Origin of the sequence: Pseudomonas sp. rhizo25 (assembly GCF_031931935.1) — a bacterium.
Lineage (GTDB): Bacteria > Pseudomonadota > Gammaproteobacteria > Pseudomonadales > Pseudomonadaceae > Aquipseudomonas > Aquipseudomonas synxantha.
Genome location: NZ_JAUJXA010000002.1, coordinates 401700 through 426562, shown reverse-complemented (window position 1 = coordinate 426562; position 24863 = coordinate 401700). Strand labels below are relative to the sequence as shown.

At 60.0% G+C, this 24863-nt stretch carries 24 protein-coding genes; 10 read left to right on the top strand and 14 right to left on the bottom strand.

The window, feature by feature from the left end:
* Nucleotides 1–163 precede the first annotated feature (163 nt).
* Nucleotides 164–1540, top strand: a complete 1377-nt coding sequence (locus QZR30_RS05590; protein WP_003213894.1) for a glutamine synthetase family protein — start codon at nucleotides 164–166, stop codon at nucleotides 1538–1540.
* A gap of 222 nt (nucleotides 1541–1762) precedes the next feature.
* Nucleotides 1763–2392, top strand: a complete 630-nt coding sequence (locus tag QZR30_RS05585) for a TetR/AcrR family transcriptional regulator (protein ID WP_274356881.1) — start codon at nucleotides 1763–1765, stop codon at nucleotides 2390–2392.
* A 124-nt stretch (nucleotides 2393–2516) separates the two neighbouring features.
* On the opposite strand, the gene QZR30_RS05580 is transcribed toward QZR30_RS05585, so the two are convergent.
* The 8 genes from QZR30_RS05580 to QZR30_RS05545 all read right to left on the bottom strand — a co-directional run bounded on the left by QZR30_RS05580 (nucleotide 2517) and on the right by QZR30_RS05545 (nucleotide 9760).
* A complete protein-coding gene (locus QZR30_RS05580; protein WP_003176783.1) occupies nucleotides 2517–2732 on the bottom strand; it encodes a TOBE domain-containing protein in 216 nt (71 codons plus the stop codon).
* A 19-nt stretch (nucleotides 2733–2751) separates the two neighbouring features.
* Nucleotides 2752–3558 (bottom strand): aliphatic sulfonates ABC transporter ATP-binding protein, encoded by an 807-nt coding sequence (gene ssuB, locus QZR30_RS05575; RefSeq protein ID WP_046069997.1) that lies wholly within the window; start codon nucleotides 3556–3558, stop codon nucleotides 2752–2754.
* The gene (ssuC, locus tag QZR30_RS05570) at nucleotides 3555–4340 is read right to left on the bottom strand and encodes an aliphatic sulfonate ABC transporter permease SsuC (protein ID WP_032878854.1); all 786 of its coding nucleotides are present in this window, start codon (nucleotides 4338–4340) and stop codon (nucleotides 3555–3557) included. Before ssuC ends, ssuB begins: the two co-directional genes overlap by 4 nt.
* A gap of 9 nt (nucleotides 4341–4349) precedes the next feature.
* Nucleotides 4350–5498 carry an FMNH2-dependent alkanesulfonate monooxygenase gene (gene ssuD / locus QZR30_RS05565; RefSeq protein WP_005792361.1) on the bottom strand — a complete coding sequence of 383 codons (1149 nt, stop codon included), beginning with the start codon at nucleotides 5496–5498 and terminating at the stop codon, nucleotides 4350–4352.
* A gap of 25 nt (nucleotides 5499–5523) precedes the next feature.
* Nucleotides 5524–6492 (bottom strand): sulfonate ABC transporter substrate-binding protein, encoded by a 969-nt coding sequence (locus QZR30_RS05560; protein WP_046069998.1) that lies wholly within the window; start codon nucleotides 6490–6492, stop codon nucleotides 5524–5526.
* 95 nt (nucleotides 6493–6587) lie between these two features.
* On the bottom strand, nucleotides 6588–7181 hold the full coding sequence (gene ssuE, locus QZR30_RS05555; RefSeq protein ID WP_043046976.1) for an NADPH-dependent FMN reductase: 594 nt from the start codon (nucleotides 7179–7181) through the stop codon (nucleotides 6588–6590).
* A 324-nt stretch (nucleotides 7182–7505) separates the two neighbouring features.
* Nucleotides 7506–8144: a peroxiredoxin gene (locus QZR30_RS05550; protein WP_046069999.1), complete on the bottom strand. Its 639-nt coding sequence runs from the start codon at nucleotides 8142–8144 to the stop codon at nucleotides 7506–7508.
* Between the two features lie 272 nt (nucleotides 8145–8416).
* On the bottom strand, nucleotides 8417–9760 hold the full coding sequence (locus QZR30_RS05545; RefSeq protein ID WP_046070000.1) for an OprD family porin: 1344 nt from the start codon (nucleotides 9758–9760) through the stop codon (nucleotides 8417–8419).
* A 370-nt stretch (nucleotides 9761–10130) separates the two neighbouring features.
* Between QZR30_RS05545 and tauA the strand changes: the two genes are divergently transcribed.
* Entirely contained in the window at nucleotides 10131–11117 is a 987-nt protein-coding gene (gene tauA, locus QZR30_RS05540; RefSeq protein ID WP_046070001.1) for a taurine ABC transporter substrate-binding protein, read from the top strand.
* A gap of 131 nt (nucleotides 11118–11248) precedes the next feature.
* On the opposite strand, the gene argA is transcribed toward tauA, so the two are convergent.
* On the bottom strand, nucleotides 11249–12547 hold the full coding sequence (gene argA, locus QZR30_RS05535; protein ID WP_043046973.1) for an amino-acid N-acetyltransferase: 1299 nt from the start codon (nucleotides 12545–12547) through the stop codon (nucleotides 11249–11251).
* A gap of 134 nt (nucleotides 12548–12681) precedes the next feature.
* On the bottom strand, nucleotides 12682–13830 hold the full coding sequence (gene argE / locus QZR30_RS05530; RefSeq protein ID WP_046070002.1) for an acetylornithine deacetylase: 1149 nt from the start codon (nucleotides 13828–13830) through the stop codon (nucleotides 12682–12684).
* Between the two features lie 158 nt (nucleotides 13831–13988).
* Between argE and QZR30_RS05525 the strand changes: the two genes are divergently transcribed.
* A complete protein-coding gene (locus tag QZR30_RS05525) occupies nucleotides 13989–15356 on the top strand; it encodes a CYTH domain-containing protein (RefSeq protein ID WP_274356903.1) in 1368 nt (455 codons plus the stop codon).
* Nucleotides 15357–15483: 127 nt separating this feature from the next.
* On the opposite strand, the gene QZR30_RS05520 is transcribed toward QZR30_RS05525, so the two are convergent.
* Nucleotides 15484–15954: an Lrp/AsnC family transcriptional regulator gene (locus QZR30_RS05520; RefSeq protein ID WP_043046970.1), complete on the bottom strand. Its 471-nt coding sequence runs from the start codon at nucleotides 15952–15954 to the stop codon at nucleotides 15484–15486.
* A gap of 127 nt (nucleotides 15955–16081) precedes the next feature.
* Between QZR30_RS05520 and QZR30_RS05515 the strand changes: the two genes are divergently transcribed.
* The 6 genes from QZR30_RS05515 to QZR30_RS05490 all read left to right on the top strand — a co-directional run bounded on the left by QZR30_RS05515 (nucleotide 16082) and on the right by QZR30_RS05490 (nucleotide 21345).
* Nucleotides 16082–16420 (top strand): hypothetical protein, encoded by a 339-nt coding sequence (locus tag QZR30_RS05515; RefSeq protein ID WP_046070004.1) that lies wholly within the window; start codon nucleotides 16082–16084, stop codon nucleotides 16418–16420.
* 85 nt (nucleotides 16421–16505) lie between these two features.
* Nucleotides 16506–18200, top strand: a complete 1695-nt coding sequence (locus QZR30_RS05510; RefSeq protein ID WP_311903012.1) for a GspE/PulE family protein — start codon at nucleotides 16506–16508, stop codon at nucleotides 18198–18200.
* 76 nt (nucleotides 18201–18276) lie between these two features.
* A complete protein-coding gene (locus QZR30_RS05505) occupies nucleotides 18277–19197 on the top strand; it encodes an SPFH domain-containing protein (protein ID WP_003195285.1) in 921 nt (306 codons plus the stop codon).
* 10 nt (nucleotides 19198–19207) lie between these two features.
* Nucleotides 19208–19654, top strand: a complete 447-nt coding sequence (locus QZR30_RS05500) for an NfeD family protein (RefSeq protein ID WP_046070006.1) — start codon at nucleotides 19208–19210, stop codon at nucleotides 19652–19654.
* Nucleotides 19655–19722: 68 nt separating this feature from the next.
* Entirely contained in the window at nucleotides 19723–20037 is a 315-nt protein-coding gene (locus QZR30_RS05495; protein WP_034116324.1) for a DUF2388 domain-containing protein, read from the top strand.
* A 165-nt stretch (nucleotides 20038–20202) separates the two neighbouring features.
* Nucleotides 20203–21345 carry a DegT/DnrJ/EryC1/StrS family aminotransferase gene (locus tag QZR30_RS05490; protein WP_059396682.1) on the top strand — a complete coding sequence of 381 codons (1143 nt, stop codon included), beginning with the start codon at nucleotides 20203–20205 and terminating at the stop codon, nucleotides 21343–21345.
* A 125-nt stretch (nucleotides 21346–21470) separates the two neighbouring features.
* On the opposite strand, the gene gcvH is transcribed toward QZR30_RS05490, so the two are convergent.
* From gcvH to QZR30_RS05475, 3 genes are all read right to left on the bottom strand, one after another.
* A complete protein-coding gene (gene gcvH, locus QZR30_RS05485) occupies nucleotides 21471–21851 on the bottom strand; it encodes a glycine cleavage system protein GcvH (protein ID WP_046070008.1) in 381 nt (126 codons plus the stop codon).
* A 52-nt stretch (nucleotides 21852–21903) separates the two neighbouring features.
* Entirely contained in the window at nucleotides 21904–22986 is a 1083-nt protein-coding gene (gene gcvT / locus QZR30_RS05480) for a glycine cleavage system aminomethyltransferase GcvT (protein WP_046070009.1), read from the bottom strand.
* Nucleotides 22987–23142: 156 nt separating this feature from the next.
* On the bottom strand, nucleotides 23143–24759 hold the full coding sequence (locus QZR30_RS05475; protein WP_056847002.1) for an ABC transporter permease: 1617 nt from the start codon (nucleotides 24757–24759) through the stop codon (nucleotides 23143–23145).
* Nucleotides 24760–24863 lie beyond the last annotated feature (104 nt).

Genomic DNA, 24863 nt, shown 5'->3' with positions numbered 1-24863 from the left:
AAGCACGTTAAACCCGGAAAACCGCCCCAAAACCCCGCAAAAAAGCCCTCACGGCGCTTTTTTAGGGCAAAAAAGCCCTCGCTTGACTTCGGCATGCCGTTCGGGTTGACTGAAACCAGAAAAGATCAATGATTGATATTTTTAACAACAAAGGTGTTGCATCATGTCGGTACCCCCGCGTGCCGTTCAGCTTAACGAAGCGAACGCGTTCCTTAAGGATCATCCTGAGGTTCTGTACGTAGACCTTCTAATTGCGGATATGAATGGTGTGGTGCGCGGTAAGCGCATCGAACGCACCAGCCTCCACAAGGTTTACGAGAAGGGCATTAACCTGCCTGCCTCTTTATTTGCCCTGGATATCAACGGCTCGACGGTGGAAAGCACCGGCCTGGGCCTGGACATCGGTGATGCTGACCGAATCTGTTATCCAATCCCCGATACCCTGTGCAATGAGCCCTGGCAAAAACGCCCTACCGCGCAATTGCTGATGACCATGCACGAACTTGAAGGTGAACCTTTCTTCGCCGATCCGCGCGAAGTGCTCCGCCAAGTTGTAAGCAAGTTTGACGACCTCGGCCTGACCATCTGCGCCGCCTTCGAGCTTGAGTTCTACCTGATCGACCAGGAGAACGTGAACGGCCGCCCACAACCGCCCCGCTCGCCTATTTCCGGCAAACGCCCGCACTCGACACAGGTCTACCTGATCGACGACCTCGACGAATACGTCGACTGCCTTCAGGACATCCTGGAAGGTGCGAAGGAGCAAGGCATTCCGGCCGACGCCATCGTCAAGGAAAGCGCTCCAGCGCAGTTCGAAGTGAACCTGCACCACGTCGCCGACCCGATCAAGGCTTGCGACTACGCGGTACTGCTCAAGCGCCTGATCAAGAACATCGCCTACGACCATGAGATGGACACCACCTTCATGGCCAAGCCTTACCCGGGCCAGGCAGGCAACGGTCTACACGTGCATATCTCCATTCTGGACAAGGACGGCAAGAACATCTTTGCCAGCGAGGATCCCGAGCAGAACGCCGCATTGCGTCACGCAATCGGCGGTGTGCTGGAGACCCTACCCGCCCAAATGGCGTTCCTGTGCCCCAACGTCAACTCCTACCGTCGTTTCGGCGCACAGTTCTACGTGCCCAATTCGCCGTGCTGGGGCCTGGATAACCGCACCGTGGCGATTCGCGTACCCACTGGCTCGTCCGATGCCGTACGTATCGAACACCGTGTGGCCGGCGCCGATGCCAACCCTTACCTGCTGATGGCTTCGGTCCTGGCGGGCGTGCACCACGGCCTGACCAACAAGATCGAGCCAGGCGCACCGGTGGAAGGCAACAGCTACGAGCAGAACGAGCAAAGCCTGCCGAACAACCTGCGCGATGCCCTGCGTGAGTTGGACGACAGCGAGGTGATGGCCAAGTACATCGATCCTAAGTACATTGATATCTTCGTCGCCTGTAAGGAAAGTGAGCTGGAAGAGTTTGAACACTCCATCTCCGACCTTGAGTACAACTGGTACCTGCATACCGTGTAAGTGGTTGCGGCATTGAAGAAGCGCCACAGGCTCAGGGTCTGTGGCGCTTTTTTATGGGCTTATTCCGGGAGACCGAATTGGCCTCATCGGGAGCAAGCCCCCTCCCACATTTTGAATGTATTCACAGATCTAAATGTGGGAGGGGGCTTGCTCCCGATGGCGGTTTGAAAGACAACACACCTCCCTGCTCATACAATGCCCGCTGCCTTGTAGGAGACTTCCATGCCCACCCGCCCCGCCACGCCTCGCAAACCCCGCGCCCGCAGCCAGGCGCGGATCGACGCGATCCTCGACGCCGCCCGCACCTTGCTGGCCACCGAAGGCGTGGCGAGTTTGTCGATCTACAGCGTGGCCGAACGAGCACAGATTCCACCGTCGTCGGTGTATCACTTCTTCGCCAGTGTGCCGGCGTTGCTGGAGGCGTTGACCGCCCAGGTACACGCCGCCTTCCGCGCCGCCATCCAGGCGCCCATCGAACATGACTCACTCAAGCACTGGCGCGACCTGTCCTGCATCGTTGAACAGCGCATGCTCAACGTTTACGACCAGGACGCGGCTGCACGTCAGTTGATCCTGGCACAGCACGGGTTGACTGAGGTGACCCAGGCCGATCGTCAGCATGATCTGGAGTTGGGGGCCTTGATGCTGGAGGTGTTCAACCGCCACTTCGAAGTGCCGAGCTTGCCCAAGGATGTGGATGTATTTGCCCTGGCATTGGAGCTGAGCGACCGCGTGTATGCGCGTTCAGTGCATCAGCATGGGCTGATTACGCCGCGTATGGCGCAAGAAGGGATGCGCGTGTTTGATGCCTATGTGGGGCTTTATTTGCCGGCGTATCTGCCCAAGCGGTGAGCCTTGTGTTGGCTGGGCCGGCCCTATCGGGGGCAAGCCCCCTCCCACATTTTGACCTTATTGTTCCTGAATAAACGCGGTCCAGTGTGGGAGGGGGCTTGCTCCCGATAGCGGTCTCAAGCAATCACAACTTGGCAATCGACACCTCAGTGGATTTCACAAAGGCAATCACTTCACTGCCAATCACCAGCTCCAGCTCTTTGACCGAACGCGTAGTGATCACCGAAGTAACGATGCCGGACGCAGTCTGTACGTCGATTTCCGACAGCACGTCACCGACCACGATTTCCTTGATGGTGCCTTTGAACTGGTTACGCACGTTGATGGCTTTAATAGTCATGATGTTTTTCCTGTGTGGGTTATTGAGCCCAACGCAATTGCGTCGGCAGCGGTGAAACAGGTTCGGGTTCCGGCGGTGAGCCGGGCAGCGACAGCACGCGGTTGAGCACCTCGGCCTCCAACGCGGCCAGGCGGTGTGAACCACGGGCCCGTGGGCGCGGCAGGTCGACGTTCAGGTCGAGACCGATTTCGCCGTCTTCAATCAGAATCACACGGTCGGCAATCGCCACGGCCTCGCTGACGTCGTGGGTCACCAGCAACACAGTGAAACCGTGCTTGCGCCAGAGGTTCTCGATCAGTTGCTGCATCTCGATGCGGGTCAGGGCGTCCAGCGCCCCCAGCGGCTCGTCAAGCAGCAGCAGGCGCGGCTGGTGGATCAACGCACGGGCCAATGCCACGCGCTGCTTCTGGCCACCGGACAAGGCAGCTGGCCATTCATTGGCGCGCTCGGCCAGGCCCACCGCTTCGAGGGCCTCCAGCGCCCTGGGGCGCCAGTTGCCCGTAAGGCCAAGGCCGACGTTGTCGATGATCTTTTTCCACGGCAGCAAACGCGCTTCCTGGAACATCAATCGTGTGTCTTCAATCGCCTCGTGCAGCGGCGCGGAGCCGGCCAGCAGCTCGCCGCCACTGGCCTTGTCCAGCCCCGCCAGCAGGCGCAACAAGGTACTCTTGCCGCAGCCGCTGCGACCGACCACGGCCACGAATTGACCGGCCGGAATATGCAGGTCGATGTCCTTGAGCACTTCGCGAGTGCCGAAGGATTTGCGTAATTTGCGCACCGCCAGGGGGATGCCCTTGAGCAGGCGCGGGGGTTGTTGAGCTGTCATGCCGCACCTCCTTTGACTTGATACGCCGGGTGCCAGCGCAGCCATACCCGTTCCAGGCCACGCGCCGCCAGGTCGGCGAGTTTGCCGAGGATGGCGTACATGACGATGGCCAGCACCACCACGTCGGTTTGCAGGAATTCACGGGCATTCATCGCCAGGTAGCCGATACCGGAGCTGGCCGAGATGGTTTCCGCCACGATCAGCGTCAGCCACATAAAGCCCAGGGCAAAACGCACGCCAACCAGGATCGACGGCAGCGCGCCCGGCAGGATGACTTGCCAGAACAGGCTGAACCCCGACAGGCCATAGCTGCGCGACATTTCCACCAGCGCCGGGTCGACGTTGCGGATGCCGTGGTAGGTGTTCAGGTAGATCGGGAACAATGTGCCCAGGGCCACCAGGAAAATCTTCGCGGTTTCGTCAATGCCGAACCACAGGATCACCAGCGGGATCAGCGCCAGGTGCGGCACGTTACGAATCATCTGCACAGAGCTGTCCAGCAAGCGCTCGCCCCACTTCGACAACCCGGTGATAAAGCCCAGGGCCAGGCCGATGCTGCCACCAATCACAAAGCCCAGGCCGGCACGCCAGCCGCTGATGGCCAGGTGCGTCCAGATTTCGCCACTGACCACCAGGTTGACCCCGGCTTCGATCACCGCACTGGGCGCCGGCAAAATGCGCGTCGACAACCACCCCGCCGACACTGACAACTGCCACACCGCCAACAACAAGATCGGCAGCACCCAGGGCGCCACGCGATGGCTGAATTTTTCAAAGTCCATGGCGGCGCCTCAACTCTGTGACGCAGCTTTGGGAAGGATATCGTTGGCGACCATCTCGCCGAAGGGGCTGACGTAGCCAGCGCTTTTCGGCAACTCGGGACGTTCGATATCCAAATGCGGGAACAACAGCTCGGCGACCCGATAAGACTCTTCCAGGTGCGGATAACCGGAGAAGATAAAGGTATCGATGCCCAGGTCCGCGTATTCCTTGACCCGCGCCGCAACCGTTGGGCCATCGCCGACCAGCGCAGTCCCGGCACCGCCCCGCACCAGGCCGACGCCGGCCCACAGGTTGGGGCTGACTTCCAGGTTGTCACGGCTGCCGCCATGCAAGGCCGCCATGCGTTGCTGGCCGACCGAGTCGAAGCGCGCCAGGGATGCCTGGGCCCGGGCGATGGTGTCGTCGTCCAGATGGGAGATGAGTTTGTCGGCGGCTTTCCAGGCTTCTTCGTTGGTTTCGCGCACAATCACATGCAGGCGAATGCCGAAGCGCAGGGTACGTCCGAGTTTTTCGGCCTTGGCGCGAACCTGGGCGATTTTTTCCGCGACCGCCGCCGGGGGCTCGCCCCAGGTCAGGACCATTTCCACCTGTTCGGCTGCCAGGTCCTGAGCGGCTTCGGAAGAACCACCGAAGTACAGCGGCGGGCGCGGTTGCTGGACCGGCGGGTAAAGCAGCTTGGCGCCTTTTACGCTGATGTGCTCGCCGTCGTAGTCCACGGTTTCGCCTTCCAGCACTCGGCGCCAGATGCGGGTGAATTCCACCGAGGCCTGGTAGCGCTCTTCGTGGCTGAGGAACAAGCCGTCGCCGGCCAGCTCTTCGGGGTCACCACCGGTGACCAGGTTGAACAACGCACGGCCTCCGGACAGACGGTCGAGAGTCGCGGCCTGACGTGCAGCCACCGTCGGGGAAATGATCCCGGGGCGCAGCGCGACGAGGAATTTCAAGCGCTGGGTCACTGGAATCAGCGAGGCCGCCACCAGCCACGAGTCTTCACAGGAGCGACCGGTGGGGATCAACACCCCACCGAAACCCAAGCGGTCAGCGGCCTGGGCCACTTGCTGCAGGTAACCGTGGTCGACGGCGCGAGCGCCTTCGGCGGTGCCAAGGTAATGGCCGTCGCCATGGGTAGGCAGGAACCAGAAAATATTGAGGCTCATGGAGTTGTCTCCTGAAGAAGTCGAATTACGGCGCTTTGGCAACCGCGGCGGGTGGCGTCCAGATCACGTCCTTGATACTCAAGGGCTTGGGGATCAATTTGAGTTGATAGAAGGTGTCGGCGATTTTTTGCTGTGCGGCGACTACTTCGGGCGTCAGGAACAGCGCGCCGTAACCCTGGCGTTTCACCGAGGTCAGGGTGATGTCGGCCGGCAGGCCCAGCAGTGGCGCGACTTGTTCGGTGACCTGCTCAGGGTTGGCCTTGGACCACTCGCCCACTGCGCGCACTTCTTCCACCAATGCCTTGATCACTTCAGGGTGTTGCTCGGCATAGGGTTTGGTGGCGAGGTAGAACTGATGGTTGTCGGCGATGCCGGTGCCGTCACGCAGGGTGCGGGCCTGCAGTTGATTTTCGGCGGCAGCCTGGTAGGGATCCCAGATCACCCAGGCGTCTACGCTGCCGCGCTCGAATGCGGCACGGGCATCGGCGGGCGGCAGGAAGACCGTCTTCACGTCGGTGTAGTTGAGGCCGGCATCTGCCAGGGCACGCACCAGCAGGTAGTGCACGTTGGAGCCTTTGTTGAGCACGACCTTTTTGCCTTTGAGCTCGGCTACCGATTTGATCGGCGAGTCCTTGGGCACCAAGATGGCTTCGCTGGTGGGCGCTGGCGGTTCGTAGGCGACATAGAGCAGATCAGCGCCGGCAGCCTGGGCAAAGACCGGCGGGGTTTCGCCAGTGACGCCGAAATCAATGGAACCGACGTTCAGGCCTTCCAGCAACTGCGGGCCACCGGGGAACTCGGTCCACTGCACCTGCACGCCCTGGGCGGCGAGGCGTTTTTCCAGGGAGCCCTTGGCCTTGAGCAGCACCAGGGTGCCGTACTTCTGATAACCGATCCGCAGCGTCTCAGCAGCTTGGGCTTGAACAATGGCGCCGAAGGACACAGCCGCAGCAAACAGTGCGACCAGACCACGACGCAAGATGACAGTGCGCATGGCGCTCTCTCCACAGTTGCGATTAGGGTTTTGGCTGCACCTGCTTGGCCGTTGACGGCTGAGTAAGGTGAGTATTTCTCGATATTGGGTGAGGCTCAGATGCTCCAGCGAGCGCTCAACAAACGTTCATTCAATACATCGGGGTCCAGTGGTTTCGGGCGTCGGGCCATGGCGCTGTAGAGCTGCTCCAGGGCCTCGTGCAGACGCTGCTCGAGCACTGGCACCAGTTGCGCCTGGACGCTGCCTTCGCCATAGGCGATCTGGCTGTCCTCGGCAAAAATACCGTGGAGCAATTCCTGGGCTTTAAGGGCCGACAACACCGGCTTCAAGGCGTAGTCCACCGCCAGCATGTGGGCGATGCTGCCCCCGGTGGCTATCGGCAACACCACCTTATGCGCCAGGGCGCGTTCAGGCAGCAGGTCCAACACGGTTTTCAGCGCGCCGGAGAACGACGCCTTGTACACCGGCGTGGCGATCACCAGGCCGTCGGCATTGGCCACCTGTTGCAGCAGGTCGATGACCTTGGGGCTGTCGAAGCGCGCATGCAGTAAGTCCTCTGCCGGGAAGTCCCGTATCTGGTAACTCACCACCTCCACGCCCTGGCGTTGCAGCCATTGACGGGTTTTATCCAGCAGCACCCCGGAGCGGGAACGCTGGCTGGGACTACCTCCAAGTGTTACGACCAGCATGTAGGGAATTCCTTAAGCAAGTGTCAGCGGTTCGCGGTGTGGCGATGGCGCCAAGATGGAACAGACCTTAGCAGCAGATTTATATATCTATAAATCTTATTTATTCATTTGTTTATTCCATAAAAACATATGCGTTTTATTATTCGCCAGGCGAAAAAAAAGGCCGTTAAAACGGCCTGAAAACCCCTGCTATGTAAGTACCAGTTGTAGGAGCGAGCTTGCTCGCGAAAAACTCATAGGCGCCGCGCTCATCTAGAACTACGCGTTACCGTTAACGTTTTTCGCGAGCAAGCTCGCTCCTACAGAGGGCTTGTGCGTAACGCCTTAACGGTTGGGTTGTGGGGTGAGGCGCAGGTACGGCTTCACGGCGCGGTAGCCCTTCGGAAAGCGTTTCTTGATCTCTTCCTCATCCTTGAGCGACGGCACGATCACCACTTCATCGCCATCCTGCCAGTTGGCCGGGGTGGCGACCTTGTGGTTGTCGGTCAGTTGCAGTGAGTCGATCACCCGCAGGATTTCATGGAAGTTACGCCCGGTGCTGGCCGGATAGGTGATGGTCAGGCGGATCTTCTTGTTCGGGTCGATCACGAACAAGGAGCGCACAGTGAGCGTGTCACTGGCGTTCGGATGGATCAGGTCGTAGAGGTCCGAGACCTTGCGATCGGCATCGGCCAGGATCGGGAAGTTGACGATGGTGTCCTGGGTTTCGTTGATGTCTTCGATCCACTTGTGGTGCGAGTCCACCGGGTCTACCGATAGGGCGATGGCCTTGACGCCACGTTTGGCAAATTCGTCCTTGAGCTTGGCAGTGAAGCCCAACTCGGTCGTGCACACCGGGGTGAAGTCCGCCGGATGGGAAAACAGCACACCCCAGCTGTCTCCGAGCCATTCGTGGAAACGAATCTTGCCGGCGCTGGAATCCTGTTCGAAGTCGGGGGCGATGTCGCCCAGTCTTAGGCTCATGGTGTGGCTCCTGATGGATGCTTATGGAGCCCACTGTGCATGGATCTGGGATTTTTTAAAAAGAATAAATATCGATTTATCTAGACGATAAAGGAATATTAAAAATGTGTTCATTGGACTTGGGTACAAGCGAGGACCAACATTGTTTTCAAGGTTCGAGAAGGCCTTGAGACGCTGTAAAAGAGGGTTCAGGAAGGGCTTGCGGGGGTTGAGCCCGACTTGGACAAGCAAGACACCTTGCCCGGCATTGCGCCGGGCAAGGTTTTACAGGCTTACAACAGCGGGATCGAGTAGCTGACGATCAGGCGGTTTTCGTCCTGGTTACGTGCGTTGGCGATATCGCTGCGCCACATAGCGTTTTTCCACGCCACGCCAACGTTCTTCAGCGGACCTTCCGGTACGACGTAGGCAACAGTGATGTCACGTTCCCACTCGGACTGGCCGGTGAACTCGGCACGGTTGCTGGCAACGGTGTCGATATGGTCGCCCTTGAGGTACACGACGCCGGCGGTCAGGCCAGGTACGCCGACCTTGGCGAAGTCGTAGGAGTAGCGAGCTTGCCAGGTGCGCTCGCCAGCACGGGCGAATTTCTGGATCTGCATGTCGGTAGTGATGTAGGCCGACGAGCCGTCACCTTGGTTCAACCAAGGGAAGTCGCTGCTGCCGTTGCTGACCTGGTAACCGCCACCGAAGGTGTGACCGGCAACCGAGTACAGGAACAGACCGCTGTACAGGTTGTTATCCACCTTGCCACGACCGTTGTTGACGCCACCGTAGTTACCTGTGGAGAAGTAGGCAGACTGGTTGCCATTGTTACCGTCGTCGGAGCTGTTGAAGTAACGCAGGTCGGACTTCAGCACGCCAGGGCCGATAGCCCAGTTGTGGGTCAGGCCCAGGAAGTGTTGCTTATAGAAATCTTCCAGGTTGCCGTAGTAGTACTGGGCGGTCAGGTCCTTGGTGATCTTGTAGTCACCACCGGCGTAGTAGAACTTGTTGCTCGAACGCCAGTTCGCACCACGGCTGTTGGCGCCGGAGATGGACAGGCTTTCGTTGTTGCTGGAGTTACGGCCCTTGGCTTTTTCGATCTGGCCGGCGACCAGGGTCAGGTCCTTGATGTCGCTGGAGGTGATCTGGCCACCCTGGAAGGTCTGCGGCAGCATACGACCATCGTTGGTGACGATGACCGGCAGCTTAGGCTGCAAGGTACCCAGCTTCAGTTCGGTCTGGGAGATCTTGGCTTTGGCAGTCAGACCCAGGCTCGAGTAGTTATCAACGGCTTCGCCATTGGACTTGCTCGGGAAGATGGTGCCGCCGTAGGAGCTGGCAGTTGCGCCGTTGGTACCGCCGCCGGAGTCCAGGCGAACACCCAGCAGGCCGATAGCGTCAAGACCGAAGCCAACGGTGCCTTGGGTATAACCGGAGATAAAGCGCAGATCGAAGCCTTGGCCCCATTCTTCGTTCTTGCTCGGGTTGGCGGTGCCTTCACGGTTATCGGTGTTGATGTAGAAGTTACGCAGGCCCAGTGTGGCCTTGCTGTCTTCGATAAAGCCGGCAGCGCCTGCTTGCTGGGCAACTGCGCCCAGGGCTACAGCCAGTGCCAAGGTGGACTTATTCATGTACCGCTCCTCTCATTTCTAATTTTTGTATTTCTTTGGTCCCGGGTCTGACGCCCTGGATCCACAGATGCGCGATTAGCGCCAGATAGTGACTGCCAAGTCAATCGTAACCTTGTGTGTCTACTACCTTGGTCTAATCGCAGTTGATTTGGTCCCTGCAGGGTAATGAGTTTTTCATACACCCAAAAAGAATTATTTCATTCTTTTTCATACGATCCAGGAATAAGACTTTCCATGCAGCAGACGGGTCAGGATAGACTCTCCGCTCCATAAGCTAATTCCTAAAGGGTATTTACCAGTGCTTTTTTAGATCGATTAGTGTGACCGTACGGTTGCACACGTCACTCACGATCAAAAAGGCGACGCCATCATGGCCAAACGCACATCCTCCCGTCAATTTGTTACAGTTTTTGTATCGCTAATACTTTCTTTTAGTGTCAGTGCCGCCGATTTAACCGTCGGTTATCAAACCGGCATCGACCCCAGCAAAGTCCCCCAGGCCGACGGCCTTTATGAAAAAACCATTGGCGAGAAAATCGCCTGGCGCCGGTTCAACAGCGGGCCGGAGGTGGTCACGGCCATTGCCTCGGGTGATGTACAAATCGGCAACCTCGGCTCCAGCCCCCTCGCCGCAGCCGCTTCGCGCAATCTACCCATCGTCGCGTTTATCGTATCGGCACAGATCAACACTTCTGAAGCCTTGGTAGTGCGTAATGGAAGTGGCATCGACAAACCCGAAGACCTGATCGGCAAAACCATCGCCACGCCCTTCGTCTCAACCTCCCATTACAGCCTGCTCGGCGCGCTGAAGCACTGGGGGCTGGACACTAAACAAGTCAAAGTGGTGAACCTGCAACCGGCCGAGATCGCCGCCGCCTGGAAGCGCGGCGATATCGACGGCGCATTCGTGTGGTCACCGGCCCTGGGCGAAATCCGCAAGACCGGCAAGACCCTGACCGATGCGGCGCAGGTGGGCCAATGGGGCGCACCGACGTTTGAAGTGTGGGTAGCGCGCAAGGATTTCGCGGAAAAACATCCTGAGGTAGTGGCCAAGTTTGCCAAGGTCACCCTCGATTCATTCGCCGACTATGCCGCCCATAAAGAAAGCTGGACGGTGGATTCGGAACCGGTGCAGAAGATCGCCAAATTGACAGGCTCCAACGCCGTGGATATTCCAGAGTTGCTGGCGGGCACGACGTTTCCCGATGCGCAGGCACAACAGACCGACGCCCTGCTCAAGGGCGGCACGGCGAAGGCGATTGGGGAGACGGCGAAGTTCTTGAAGGAGCAAGGCAAGGTGGAGACAGTGTTGCCGGATTATTCGGCCTATGTGACCGACAAGTTCATCACAGAATAAACGCGGTCCAATGTGGGAGGGGCGGTGCGACGATTCGACTTGCTCCCGATTGCGGTCTGTCAGTGACTTATCTGTTAACTGACCCACCGCTATCGGGAGCAAGTCGAATCGTCGCACCGCCCCTCCCACATTTACAACGCTTTCTCGAAGATCTTGGAGTTGCGCTGATAGTTGTAAAGAGAAGCCCGCGCCGACGGCAGGCGGTCCACGCTGCTCGGCACGAACCCGCGCTCTCGGAACCAGTGGGCCGTACGAGTAGTGAGCACGAACAACGTCTTCAACCCCTGGGCCCGGGCCCGGGTCTCAATGCGCTCCAGCAATTCATCGCCGCGCCCACCGTGGCGATATTCAGGGTTAACTGCCAGGCAAGCCAACTCCCCCGCATCTGAATCCGCAATCTGGTAGAGCGCCGCGCAGGCGATGATCATGCCTTCGCGCTCGACCACGCTGAACTGTTCGATCTCACGCTCCAGCACTTCCCGCGAGCGGCGCACCAGGATGCCCTGCTCCTCCAACGGACTGATCAGGTCGAGCAAGCCGCCGACGTCTTCAATCGCCGCTTCGCGTACCAGCTCGAATTGTTCCTGGGCCACCAGCGTACCGCCGCCGTCCCGGGTGAACAGTTCGGTAAGCAAGGCGCCGTCTTCGGCATAGCTGACGATATGGCTGCGCCCCACTCCTCCCCGGCAGGCTTGCGCAGCGGCATCAAGCAGCTCGGCTTGATAGTTGCTGCCCAGGCGTTGCAGGTGCGCTGGCACTTGCTGTGGGCGCAGCTCACGCACCAGACGACCGTTTTCATCGATCAGGCCCAGGTCGGCACCAAACAACAGCAGCTTGTCGGCGCCCAAATCGATGGCGGCGCGGGTGGCGACGTCTTCGCAGGCCAGGTTGAAGATCTCACCGGTGGGCGAATAACCCAATGGCGACAGCAGCACGATGGAACGCTCGTCCAGCAGGCGATTGATGCCCTTGCGGTCGACCCGACGTACTTCGCCAGTGTGATGGTAGTCGACGCCCTCAAGCACACCAATCGGCCGCGCGGTCACCAGGTTGCCGCTGGCCACCCGCAGGCGCGAGCCCTGCATCGGCGACGAGGCCATATCCATGGACAAGCGCGCTTCAATGGCGATACGCAAATGGCCTACTGCATCGATCACGCACTCCAGCGTCGACGCATCGGTGATGCGCAAGCCTTCGTGGTATGCCGGGGTCAGGCCGCGGGCCTGCAGGCGGGTTTCAATCTGTGGGCGCGAACCGTGCACCAACACCAGCCGCACACCCAGGCTGTGGAGCAGCACCAGGTCGTGGACGATATTGCCGAAGTTGGGGTGGTCCACACCATCGCCGGGCAGCATGACCACAAAGGTACAGTCGCGATGGGCGTTGATGTAGGGCGAAGCGTGGCGAAGCCAATTGACGTATTCGGGCATGGAACCTGGGCCTGTAATAAAAAGCAGCCGAAAAATGGATGAGTCGCAAAAACGCACAGCGGGCTGATGGTTATCGTCGGAACAGGCTTGGCGACACGCTCGCTCTCCTTATGTACGAATGGGCAAAGGTTAATTTATGCAGGTTTCAGGCAGTAATGTTCGACCAGTTCCCGCAATAGACGCACTGTAGGCGTCAAGCGTGACATTTCGAGGTACTCGCCCGGCTGGTGGGCACAGGCGATGTCGCCGGGGCCAAGCACCAGGGTTTCACAACCAAGGCGCTGAAGATAAGGCGCTTCGGTGCCGAACGCTACTGCTTCGGCACGATGACCGGTCAAACGTTCCGCCACCCGCACCAACTCGGCGTCCTCAGGCTGCTCGAAAGGCGGCACTTCGGGAAACAACGGCGCGTAATCGATCTTGACCTTGTGGCGCTCGGCCAGGGGTTCGAGCTTCTGCCGGATCGCCGCACGCAGCACCTCGGGGTCCATGCCCGGCAAAGGGCGCAGGTCGAATTCGAGGGAACACTGGCCGCAAATGCGGTTGGGATTGTCGCCGCCGTGGATGCAGCCGAAGTTCATGGTCGGTTGCGGCACGCTGAATTGCGCATTGCGATACTCGCGCTGCCAGGCCAGGCGCAGGCCGCGCAATTCGCCAACGGCATCGTGCATCGCTTCGAGGGCGCTGTGGCCCAGGCTTGGGTCCGACGAGTGGCCGCTGCGGCCGAGGATGTCGATGCGTTCCATCATCACGCCCTTGTGCAGGCGGATCGGCTTGAGGCCCGTCGGCTCGCCAATCACCGCCGCCCGCCCCAGAGGCCGCCCCGCCTCGGCCAGGGCGCGTGCACCGGACATGGAGCTTTCCTCGTCACAGGTGGCGAGGATCAGCAGCGGCTGCTTGAACGGCTGGTCCAGCAACGGCAACACCGCTTCAATGGCCAGGGCAAAAAAACCCTTCATGTCGCAACTGCCCAGCCCTACCCAACGGCCATCGACTTCCGTCAGCTTGAGCGGATCGGTCTTCCACAGCGCCTCATCATAAGGAACCGTATCGCTATGGCCCGCCAGCACTAAGCCACCGGGGCCACTGCCGAAACTGGCGAGCAGGTTGAATTTGCCAGGGCTGACTTGCTGGATGTCGATAGCAAAGCCCAAGTCGCCCAGCCACGCGGCGAGCAGATCGATCACCGGGCGGTTGGTCTGGTCGAGCGACGCTTGGGTGCAGCTCACCGACGGCGCGGCGATCAAGGCGGCGAACTGCTCTTTCATGGACGGTAACGGCATGCGCGGTCTCCCAACTTCCCGGATGAACCTCACTATAGAGGCATCTGCACGACACAATAAACCGTTGCGCCACGTTGCCTGGCTCAGTCCTGTACACTGCACGACCTTGGCAGCCACATTTTTCCCCGGCTGCGCTCCCGATCCTGGATTTTCCGGCCATGCAGAAAGAAACCGAAATCAAGCTCCGCGTCAGCCGCGAAACCCTCGCCGCGCTGCGTGAGCACCCGCTACTGAAAAAACGCAACAAAAGTGGCTGGGAACGCCGTGAGTTGATGAACCAGTACTTCGACACCCCCGAGCGCGACCTGGCCCAGGCCAAGGTTGCCCTGCGCCTGCGCAAGGACGGTGACGACATCATCCAGACCCTCAAGACCCGTGGCCAAAGCGTCGCCGGCTTGTCGGAACGCAACGAGTACAACTGGGACCTGCCCAAAGCCAAGCTCGACGTGAAGAAACTCGACGGCGAATGCTGGCCCGAGCAACTGGCTGAGCTGGACAAAAAGACCCTCAAGCCGATCTTCACCACCGACTTCGTCCGCGAACGCGCCGAAATCGCCTGGGGCCGCGGCAAGGCCAAGGTGGTGATCGAAGCCGCCCTGGACCTGGGCCATGTGGTGGTCGGCAAGCAGAAGGAAGAAATTTGCGAGCTGGAACTGGAACTGCGCGAAGGCGAACCCGCTGCCCTGCTGGAACTGGCCGCCGAACTGGCCGCGACCCTGGCGCTGATGCCCTGTGACATCAGCAAGGCCGAGCGTGGCTATCGCCTGTACGATGCCAGCAGCTACTCCCTGAGCCTGCCTGCGCCGCAGATCCACGCCGAAATGCCGCTGGACGATGCTTTCGCCGCAATCATGTGGCACCTGCTGGGCAGCAGCCAGCGCCTGGCCGAGCAATACCGTTTCAACGGCCACTGGCGCCTGCTGCAGGACTGGGTCGAAAACCTCGGCGAACTGCGCGCCCTGATCGGCAGCCTCGGCCAGGCCGCTCCGCGTCAGTCCACCAGCGAGCTGCGCAGCGCCCTGGATGCACTGCTGGAAGACTGGCGCCCGCTGGTTCAGGCCGGTGATGACGATGAAGACATTCGCAAAGCCGCGCCGGAGCAGTTCGTCGAAGAACTGGCCGACGTGCGCTGGGGCCTGTTCTCACTGAACACCTCGCGCTGGCTGCTGGCCCGCACCTGGACCGCCGAGCGTAACGTGCGCGGTAACCGCCAGGGCGCTGCGCAAATCACCAACTGGCTGCCACGCCTGCTGGCCGATGACGCCGTCGCCTTGCAACTGCCACGCTACCAGCAACAGCCGGAAGACCTGGCCGAGCAACTGCCGCGCATCGAACGCATCCAGGCCTGGCTGCACCATGCGCGTCATGTGGTGGACATTCCAGAACTGGACCGCTTGTACGGCGAGCTGAACAAGCTCGCGCACCTGGCTAACCAGCCGATTACCGATGAGTCGCTGGATGCGCGTATGCATCAGGCGATTGCGGTCTATCAGAATCGGGCCTGGAAGACGCTTCTGCGTCTGTAACGCTATCTACCCTGTAGGAGCGAGCTTGCTCGCGAAGATCGTTAACGATAACGCGCAAAGCCTGGCACCCACGTTGCTCTTGAGTTTTTCGCGAGCAAGCTCGCTCCTACATTAAGGGCCCTGCCTGTCAGCGCAATACTGGCAGGCTGGTAGTGGACTTGATCTCCGACAAAGCCACAATCGAATTGACCTCCTGGATCCCCGGCACCATCGACAACTTGTCAAAGAAAAACCGTTCGTACGCCTCGATGTCCGACGCGACGATACGCAGCAGAAAATCCACCGCTCCCATCAGCACATAACACTCCAGAACCTCCGGAAACCCACGGATCGCCTCGGTGAACTCGGTGAAGTTGGAGCGGCCGTGGGCATTGAGTTTGACCTCGGCGAAAATCTGCGTGTTAAGCCCGATTTTCTTGCGGTCCAGCAAGGTGACCTGGCCGCGGATCACCCCCTCTTCCTTGAGCCGCTGAATGCGCCGCCAACAGGGAGACTGCGACAGGCCGACCTGCTCGGCGATCTGAGCGCTGGAGAGCGAGGCATCCTCTTGCAGCAGGGCCAGGATGCGGCGGTCATAGACGTCCAACTCGCTGTGCATTGAAATACCTGCAAATAAGCTTATTTTGAATTGTTCGATTTGATTAATCGCAAAAGAAGCTCATCTTAGATAAGAATTCTCCCGAGGCGAATGTAAAAATTTCTCCAGTCGAATCTGGAGAGTCAGCATGCATGCCGTTGAAACCAACCACCCTGCCACCCGTGTAGATGCCTGGGCCGTCAACAGCGCCCATTGCCAGGCGCACTATCACATCGTCGCAGAAGCAGAACCGGACGTGCTGTGCCGGGTGCTGAACTATTTCGCGCTGCAGTTCCTGACCCCTGCCCAGGTCAGTGTGAGCCGGGCAGCCGACCTGCTGAACATCGATATCGTGATGGACGGCCTGAGCTGGCACCGCGCCCAAGTGATCGGTGAAAAGATCCGAAACCTGATCAGCGTATGCGACCTCAAGCTTTGGTCGGCTGATGTCGAGCGGCCTCAAGCGCTGGCGGCAAGTGCTGGGTAATAGCCTGCAAAACACCCAGGGAGGAGGAATTCCAGAGGCTGGCTAGCCTTGGATTTACATCCCAAGCCTCCCAGGAAAAACCTGCATGTCCGTCGCCTCCCACGATCACCCCTTGGAACTGCATCAATTGTTGCCGGCATTGATCGATCAAGGGCTGATCACAGCGCAGGCGGCGCAAAACGTTTCGGCAGTGCCCTGCAGCCTGCATCCCCTGGAACGCATCGCGGCCGAAGGCCCTTGCCTGGAAAGCCTGACCCAATGGCTGGCTGGGCATGTGGGCCAGCCTTACCTGCGCATAGACCCGTTGCAGATCGACGTAGCAACGGTGGTGCCCCTGATGTCCCATGCCTTCGCCCAACGCCACGGCATTCTTGCAGTGGCCGTGGATGCTCAGAGCGTCACGGTCGCCAGCGCACAGCCCCATGTCAGCGCCTGGGAAGCCGGGCTCGCCCAGGTGCTCAAGCGTTCGATCAAGCGCGTAGTTGCCAACCCCCGGGATATCCAGCGCTGTATCAACGAGTTTTACCGCCTGGCCAAGTCGGTCAGTGGCGCCGATCAAAAGATGACGACGCCTGGCAACGTCGAATTGCTTAGCCTCGGCGCCAGCGACAAGGAGCCGGATGCCAATGACGCACATATCATCAACATCGTCGACTGGCTGTTGCAGTACGCCTTTGCCCAACGGGCCAGCGATATCCACATCGAGCCCTGCCGCGATCAGGGCCGGGTGCGCTTTCGCATCGATGGGCTGTTGCACGACGTCTACCAATTTCCGCCCCAGGTCACCAAGGCGGTGGTCAGCCGTTTGAAAAGCCTCGGGCGAATGAATGTGGCCGAGAAACGCAAGCCCCAGGATGGACGCGTCAAGACCAGGAACCCGGCGGGCGTCGAGGTGGAGCTGCGCCTGTCGACCCTGCCGACGGCGTTTGGCGAAAAGCTGGTGATGCGGATTTTTGACCCCCAGGTATTGCTCAAGGACTTCGACCAGTTGGGCTTGTCGAGCGCTGACCAGCAGCGCTGGCACGCCATGACCCGGCAAGCCAATGGCATCATCCTGGTCACGGGCCCGACCGGCTCGGGCAAGACCAGCACCCTCTACACCACCCTCAAGCAACTGGCGACCCGGGAAGTCAACCTGTGCACCGTGGAGGACCCGATTGAAATGGTCGAGCCGGCCTTCAACCAGATGCAGGTGCAGCACAACATCGACCTGACCTTCGCCAGCGGCATCCGCGCCCTGCTGCGCCAGGACCCGGACATCATCATGATCGGCGAAATCCGCGACCAGGAAACCGCAGAGATGGCGATCCAGGCAGCGTTGACCGGACATTTGGTGCTCTCGACCCTGCATACCAACGACGCGCCCAGCGCCATCAGCCGACTACAGGAACTGGGCGTTGCTCATTATTTGATCAAGGCTACGCTGATAGGCGTTATGGCGCAGCGCCTGGTGCGGGTGTTGTGCACCCACTGCAAGCGCCCGGCAGCGCTGGAAGATGTTGGCGGCTTCGAGGCGGTTGGCTGTGCGGAATGTCGTGACAGCGGTTATCGGGGCCGAGCCGGGCTCTACGAAATCATGCGCATGGACCCAGCGCTCAAGAGTTTGGTCACTCCCGGCGCGGACATACAGGCACTGCGCCGCGGGGCATTGGCGCAGGGCATGAGCAGCCTGCGCATGGCCGGCATCGATAAAGTGAAGGCCGGCCTGACCACGATGACGGAGGTATTACGGGTCACGCCTGGGGATTCAGAAACAAATCCTTTGTTTGTTGGGCCGTGAAACCGTCTTTATCCGTGACCAGACCGTTACAATCGGCCTAATGTCGTTCACTGACACCTTCAGATAGGGAATCGTTATGCAGATCGGAACCGTACTGCTTCTTTTCGTGGGATTGGCCATCGCCATCCTGTTCATGGGTTTCAAAGTGGTGCCCCAAGGCTACCAGTGGACCGTCGAACGTTTCGGTCGCTACACCAACACCCTCAAGCCCGGCCTGAACATCATCATCCCGGTCATGGACCGCATCGGTCGCAAGATCAACGTGATGGAGAGCGTGCTGGATATCCCGCCCCAGGAAGTCATCACGGCCGACAACGCCACCGTGCAGATCGATGCCGTGTGCTTCTTCCAAGTAGTCAACACCGCCCAGGCCGCCTACGAGGTCAACAACCTCGAACATGCCATCCGCAACCTGCTGCAAACCAATATCCGTACCGTACTTGGCTCCATGGAGCTGGATGCCATGCTGAGCCAGCGCGACGGTATCAACGAAAAACTGCTGCGTACTGTGGATGAAGCCACCGCGCCGTGGGGCATCAAGATCACCCGTATCGAGATCAAGGACATCAGCCCACCCGCCGACCTGATGGCCGCCATGTCCGGCCAGATGAAAGCCGAGCGAATCAAGCGTGCACAGATCCTTGAAGCCGAGGGCCTGCGTGCGTCGGCAATCCTGACCGCCGAAGGCAAGAAGCAGGCGCAGATCCTCGAAGCCGAAGGTAGCCGTCAGGCCGCGTTCCTGGAGTCCGAAGCGCGTGAGCGTCAGGCCGAAGCCGAAGCTCGGGCGACACAAGTGGTGTCCGAAGCCATCGCATCGGGCAATGTGCAGGCGGTCAACTACTTCGTCGCGCAAAAATACATCGATGCCTTGGGCAAGCTGGCGTCGGCCAACAACAGCAAGGTCATCCTGATGCCGCTGGAAGCCAGCCAGGTGATTGGCGCCGTGGGCGGTATCGGCGAAATCGTCAAGGCGACTTTCGGCAACCAGAAAGGCTGAGGCCAACACCATGTGGGACTTTTTGCTGCATTTGTCGTTCTGGGATTGGTTGGCGCTGGGCACCGTGCTGTTGATTCTCGAGGTGTTCGGTGCCGGAGGCTACCTGCTGTGGATGGGTATCGCTGCGGCTGCAGTGGGGGTGATCAAGTTCCTGGTTCCGCCGCTCGGGCTGGAGTGGCAACTGCTGCTGTTCGCCATGCTGTCGATCCTGACGGCCGTGTATTGGTGGAAGCGCCAACGCAGCAGCGCCAAGGTCAGCGATCAACCGGGGTTGAACGAGCGTGGCTCCGAATTGATCGGGCGCACCTTCATGGTGCATCAGGCGATTGTGGATGGCCGGGGCAAGATTAAAGTCGGCGATGGCGTGTGGATGGTCACCGGTGCCGATGCCCCAGCAGGCGCTCAAGTACGCGTGGTTGGCCAGGATGGGGTGATTTTAAAGGTTGAAACTGTTTAGTCAGTGATGGAACTGGATCGGCTTAACTACAATCAAAACGTACAGATAACCCACCGGAGTCACCCATCATGCGTCTTAAATATGCTGTCGCCACCCTCGCTGTGCTTTCCCTTCCTGTCGGCTCAGCCATGGCCGATAGCTTCTGGCGTAATGTCATCTCGTCGGGCGCCACCACCGGCTCGACTTACCTGACCTTCAAGGACCACAAGCTGGTCGTTGCCGCCCAGGATGACGCAGGCAGCTTCGTTGCCAGCGACGGCGGCATTCGCGGCCCGTACCTGGAAGCGGCCATGCAGAAAGTCCGCGCCGATAACCCTGGCCTCAAGGCCACTGACATGGAGCTGGCCAACGCCATCCTCGCGAAGAATGCCGTAGCCGAGTAACCATGCCCGATAAAAAATGCCGCTTTTACAAGCGGCATTTTTTTGCCTGCACGCTGACGAATCGTTCACGAGCGACAGGCTATATTCAGTCTCGCCGTGCAACCATGCGTTACTGACTCGCCTATTAGTACCTGTCGCCTACCTGAAACGGATGCCCTCTTCGACATGAGCCAACTGCCCTTCCTGCCGTTTTCCAAACCTACCATTGATGAAGCCACCATCTCGGCGGTGGGCGATGTCCTGCGTTCCGGCTGGATCACCAGCGGGCCGAAGGTGCAGGCGTTCGAAGCGCAGTTGTCGGAGTACTTTGGCGGGCGCCCGGTGCGCACCTTCAACTCGGGCACCTGCACCATGGAAATCGCCTTGCGCATCGCCGGCATCGGCCCTGGGGATGAGGTCATCACCACGCCAATATCCTGGGTTGCCACGGCCAACGTCATCCTCGAGGTGGGTGCCACGCCCATATTTGCCGATATCGACCCGGTAACCCGCAACATTGACCTGGCCCAGGTTGAAGCGGCCATCACCCCGCGAACCAAGGCGATCATCCCGGTCTACCTGGCCGGTTTGCCCCTGGATATGCCGATGCTTTACGCACTGGCCAACAAGTACAACCTGCGTATCGTCGAAGATGCAGCCCAGGCCCTGGGGTCCAGTTGGGATGGAGAGCGAATTGGCGCCACCGGCGACTTCGTATCGTTCAGCTTCCAGGCGAACAAGAACATCACTTCGTCCGAAGGCGGCTGCCTGGTGTTGAACAACGCCGAGGAGGCCCGCCTGGCAGAGAAGTATCGCCTGCAGGGCGTGACCCGCAGCGGTTTCGACGGCTTGGATGTGGATGTGTTGGGCGGCAAGTTCAATATGACCGACATTGCCGCAGCCATTGGCCTGGGGCAGTTTGCGCATATCGAGAAGATCACCGCCCACCGCCAGAACCTGGCGCGCCATTACTTCAAGTGCTTTGGCAGTGATTTTGAAGAGAAATACGGCGCGCAACTACCGCCGCCGGACTTCGAAAACAGCAACTGGCACCTGTTCCAACTGGTGCTGCCGGAGCGTCACGATGGCCTGCAGGCACGTGCGACGTTCATGGAGCAGATGCAGGCCCAGGGCGTCGGCATTGGCTATCACTACCCACCCATCCACCTGCTGAGCCTGTATCGGGCGCAGGGTTTCAAGGAAGGCATGTTCCCAGTGGCAGAGCGTGTCGGGCGTTTGATCGTGTCGTTGCCAATGTTTACGGCGATGACGGAGGCGGATGTAGAGCGGGCTGTGGCGGCGGTTAAAGCAGTGTTGAAAGCCGGCTGACCACTTAAGGCAAGCGCGATCAAATGTGGGAGGGGGCTTGCCCCCGATGACGGAGTGTCAGTCAGTATATTTTTAACTGACCCACCGCTATCGGGGGCAAGCCCCCTCCCACATGGGTCTTGCTTTTACTCGCTGATAGCGGCTGCGTAACCGGCAGCGTCGAGCAGCTTGTCCAGCTCGGCCGGGTTGCTTGGCTTGAGCTTGAAGATCCACGCATCGTAGGGGGCAGAGTTCAACAGCTCCGGACTACCACCCAACTCTTCGTTGACCGCGATCACTTCGCCAGCAACCGGCGAGTAGATATCCGAAGCGGCCTTCACCGACTCAACCACACCTGCGGCATCGCCCGCGGCAAACACCTTGCCAATTTCCGGCATTTCCACAAACACCACATCGCCCAGAGCATCCTGTGCATACTCGGAGATGCCCACCACGATAAGATCACCCTCCTTTTTCGCCCACTCATGACTTTCGGCAAAACGCAGGTCGGCAGGGATATTGCTCATAGTCTGTGTCCTCAAGAAGAAATGTCAGCGGCCTTCGGCCTGCCGGAAATAGTTAGATCAAGGTTTTGCCATGGCGCACGAAGGTCGGCTTGACCACTCGCACCGGGTACCATTTGCCGCGGATTTCCACTTCGGCCCGGTCGGCAGTCGCCGTCGGTACACGCGCCAGGGCAATGGATTTGCTTAGCGTAGGCGAGAAACTACCACTGGTGATCTCTCCTTCGCCAACATTGGCGATACGAACCACCTGATGAGCCCGTAAAACCCCGCGCTCCTCGAGCACCAGCCCCACCAGTTTGAACTGCACACCGGCGGCTTTTTCTGCCTCCAGGGCGGCGCGGCCAATGAAGTTGCGTCCGACGGGCTCCCAGGCAATGCTCCAGGCCATGTTGGCCGCCAGGGGCGAAACAGCCTGATGAATGTCCTGGCCGTACAGGTTCATGCCGGCCTCCAGGCGCAAGGTATCGCGGGCGCCGAGGCCGATAGGGGAAATGCCGGCACCCACCAGATCGTTGAAAAACCCCGGGGCCTGGTCGGCGGGCAGGACAATTTCCAGGCCATCTTCACCGGTATAGCCGGTGCGGGCAATGAACCAGTCACCGTCGGCCTGGCCTTCGAACGGCTTGAGCTGATGAATCAAGGTGCCACGGGACTGGGTCACCAGTTCAGCGATTTTCTGCCGGGCGTGGGGCCCCTGGATGGCGAGCATGGCCAACTCGGGCCGCTCATGCAGTTGCGCCTGGTAACTGCCCAATTGCCCTTGCATCCAGGCCATGTCCTGATCGCGGGTGGCGGCGTTGACCACCAGTCGGTAACCGCTTTCGGTGCGGTAGACGATCATGTCGTCCACTACCCCGCCCTGCTCGTTGAGCATGGCGCTGTACAACGCACGGCCACAGCCGTGCAATCGATCGACATCATTGGCCAGCAAGTGCTGGAGCCATTCCTTGGCCTGAAGGCCGCTGACATCGATTACGGTCATATGAGATACATCGAAAACCCCGCAGTCGCGTCGCACCTGATGGTGCTCTTCAACTTGCGAGCCGTAATGCAAAGGCATATCCCAACCGCCAAAATCGACCATTTTCGCGCCGAGGGCGAGATGCAGGTCATACAGAGGCGTACGCTGTCCCATGGGTTTCTCCTTCCGGGCTTGGCGAAGGTGCGCAGAGCTGCCACCTGCGCCGAACACCCTGAATTACAAGGCCCACAGGCACATACAGCAGGTCGACCCGAAAGACGGAGCGCACCGAATGCCGCGCATTGTAGCCTCAAGCTGTAGGACTGGCACCTAACCGATTTGTCGGGCAGAGCGGCGAATCAGCCCGATGACCGGCAACAACCCGACCAGCACAAGGGTCAGCGCCGGCAAAGAGGCCCGCGCCCATTCGCCTTCACTGGTCATTTCAAAGATGCGCACCGCCAGGGTGTCCCAGCCGAACGGGCGCATCAGCAGGGTTGCAGGCATTTCCTTGAGCACGTCGACGAACACCAGCAGCGCCGCGCTCAAGGTGCCCGGCAACAACAACGGCAGATACACTTTGCAAAACAGTCGTGGGCCGCTCACTCCAAGGCTGCGTGCAGCTTCGGGCAGCGACGGACGGATTCGCGCCAGGCTATTTTCCAGCGGCCCGTAGGCTACGGCCAGGAATCGCACCAGGTACGCCAACACCAGTGCAGACAGGCTGCCCAACAGCAAGGGCTTGCCCGCACCTCCCAGCCAGCCGGACAGCGGCACCACCAGCTCACGGTCCAGATAGCTGAACGCCAGCATGATCGACACCGCCAGCACCGAGCCCGGCAAGGCATAGCCGACATTGGCCAGGCTGATGCCGGAGCGAATCGCCCGGGTCGGCGCCAGGCGGTTGGCAAAGGCCAGTACCAACGCCACGCTGACGGTGATCAGCGCCGCGATACCGCCCAGGTAGAGGGTGTGGACGATCAGGCCGGTATAGCGCTCATCCAGGTCGAAGCGCCCGCGCTGCCAGAACCAGGCCACCAGTTGCAGCATCGGGATCACAAACGCGCAGGCGAAGACCAGGCCGCACCAGGCGCTGGCCGCAGCCGCCTTGAGCCCGCGCAGGTGGTACAACGCCTTGCCTCGTGGTCGCTCATTGCTCGGTCGGCTCGCCCCACGCGCGCGCCGTTCGCCATACAGCACCAGCATCACCACCAGCAGCAACAGGCTGGCCAGCTGCGCGGCACTGGAAAGGCTGAAAAAACCATACCAGGTCTTGTAGATGGCGGTGGTGAAGGTGTCGAAGTTGAATACCGAGACGGCGCCGAAATCCGCCAGGGTCTCCATCAAGGCCAAGGCCACGCCAGCACCAATCGCCGGGCGCGCCATCGGCAAGGCCACGCGCCAGAACGCTTGCCAGGGCGACTGCCCCAGCACCCGCGCCGCTTCCATCAAGCCCTTGCCCTGGGCCAGGAACGCCGTGCGCGCCAGCAGGTAGACGTAAGGGTAGAACACCAGCACCAACACGATGATCACGCCGCTGGTGGAGCGCACTCGCGGCAAACGCAGCCCGGCACCGAACCATTCGCGCAGCAAAGTCTGCACGGGCCCTGCGAAATCCAGCAGGCCGACGAACACAAAGGCCAGCACATAAGCCGGGATCGCAAAGGGCAGCATCAGCGCCCAATCGAGCCAGCGTCGCCCGGGGAATTCGCAGAGGCTGGTCAACCAGGCCAGGCTGACACCCAACAGTGTCACACCTAGACCGACGCCGAGTACCAGGGTCAAGGTGTTGCCCAGCAATCGAGGCATCTGAGTATCCCAGAGATGGGACCAGATCTGGTGGTCGATGCTTTGCCAGGACAGCAGCAGCACGCTCAGCGGCAGCAGCACCAGGGCGGCGACGGAAAAGACCGGCAGGTACCAACGGCGTTGGGCGGGGTGGGCCAAGGAAAAGCTCTCTATGAACAGACTATTCAAAGACAAACACAAAACAATGTGGGAGGGGGCTTGCCCCCGATAGCGGAGTGCCAGTCACTGATGATTAGACTGAC

Bases quoted from the DNA above. Each gene is read 5' to 3' on its own strand.
- QZR30_RS05590 (WP_003213894.1), top strand. From the start codon at position 164: ATGTCGGTACCCCCGCGTGCCGTTCAGCTTAACGAAGCGAACGCGTTC.
- QZR30_RS05585 (WP_274356881.1), top strand. From the start codon at position 1,763: ATGCCCACCCGCCCCGCCACGCCTCGCAAACCCCGCGCCCGCAGCCAG.
- QZR30_RS05580 (WP_003176783.1), bottom strand. From the start codon at position 2,732: ATGACTATTAAAGCCATCAACGTGCGTAACCAGTTCAAAGGCACCATC.
- ssuB (WP_046069997.1), bottom strand. From the start codon at position 3,558: ATGACAGCTCAACAACCCCCGCGCCTGCTCAAGGGCATCCCCCTGGCG.
- ssuC (WP_032878854.1), bottom strand. From the start codon at position 4,340: ATGGACTTTGAAAAATTCAGCCATCGCGTGGCGCCCTGGGTGCTGCCG.
- ssuD (WP_005792361.1), bottom strand. From the start codon at position 5,498: ATGAGCCTCAATATTTTCTGGTTCCTGCCTACCCATGGCGACGGCCAT.
- QZR30_RS05560 (WP_046069998.1), bottom strand. From the start codon at position 6,492: ATGCGCACTGTCATCTTGCGTCGTGGTCTGGTCGCACTGTTTGCTGCG.
- ssuE (WP_043046976.1), bottom strand. From the start codon at position 7,181: ATGCTGGTCGTAACACTTGGAGGTAGTCCCAGCCAGCGTTCCCGCTCC.
- QZR30_RS05550 (WP_046069999.1), bottom strand. From the start codon at position 8,144: ATGAGCCTAAGACTGGGCGACATCGCCCCCGACTTCGAACAGGATTCC.
- QZR30_RS05545 (WP_046070000.1), bottom strand. From the start codon at position 9,760: ATGAATAAGTCCACCTTGGCACTGGCTGTAGCCCTGGGCGCAGTTGCC.
- tauA (WP_046070001.1), top strand. From the start codon at position 10,131: ATGGCCAAACGCACATCCTCCCGTCAATTTGTTACAGTTTTTGTATCG.
- argA (WP_043046973.1), bottom strand. From the start codon at position 12,547: ATGCCCGAATACGTCAATTGGCTTCGCCACGCTTCGCCCTACATCAAC.
- argE (WP_046070002.1), bottom strand. From the start codon at position 13,830: ATGCCGTTACCGTCCATGAAAGAGCAGTTCGCCGCCTTGATCGCCGCG.
- QZR30_RS05525 (WP_274356903.1), top strand. From the start codon at position 13,989: ATGCAGAAAGAAACCGAAATCAAGCTCCGCGTCAGCCGCGAAACCCTC.
- QZR30_RS05520 (WP_043046970.1), bottom strand. From the start codon at position 15,954: ATGCACAGCGAGTTGGACGTCTATGACCGCCGCATCCTGGCCCTGCTG.
- QZR30_RS05515 (WP_046070004.1), top strand. From the start codon at position 16,082: ATGCATGCCGTTGAAACCAACCACCCTGCCACCCGTGTAGATGCCTGG.
- QZR30_RS05510 (WP_311903012.1), top strand. From the start codon at position 16,506: ATGTCCGTCGCCTCCCACGATCACCCCTTGGAACTGCATCAATTGTTG.
- QZR30_RS05505 (WP_003195285.1), top strand. From the start codon at position 18,277: ATGCAGATCGGAACCGTACTGCTTCTTTTCGTGGGATTGGCCATCGCC.
- QZR30_RS05500 (WP_046070006.1), top strand. From the start codon at position 19,208: ATGTGGGACTTTTTGCTGCATTTGTCGTTCTGGGATTGGTTGGCGCTG.
- QZR30_RS05495 (WP_034116324.1), top strand. From the start codon at position 19,723: ATGCGTCTTAAATATGCTGTCGCCACCCTCGCTGTGCTTTCCCTTCCT.
- QZR30_RS05490 (WP_059396682.1), top strand. From the start codon at position 20,203: ATGAGCCAACTGCCCTTCCTGCCGTTTTCCAAACCTACCATTGATGAA.
- gcvH (WP_046070008.1), bottom strand. From the start codon at position 21,851: ATGAGCAATATCCCTGCCGACCTGCGTTTTGCCGAAAGTCATGAGTGG.
- gcvT (WP_046070009.1), bottom strand. From the start codon at position 22,986: ATGGGACAGCGTACGCCTCTGTATGACCTGCATCTCGCCCTCGGCGCG.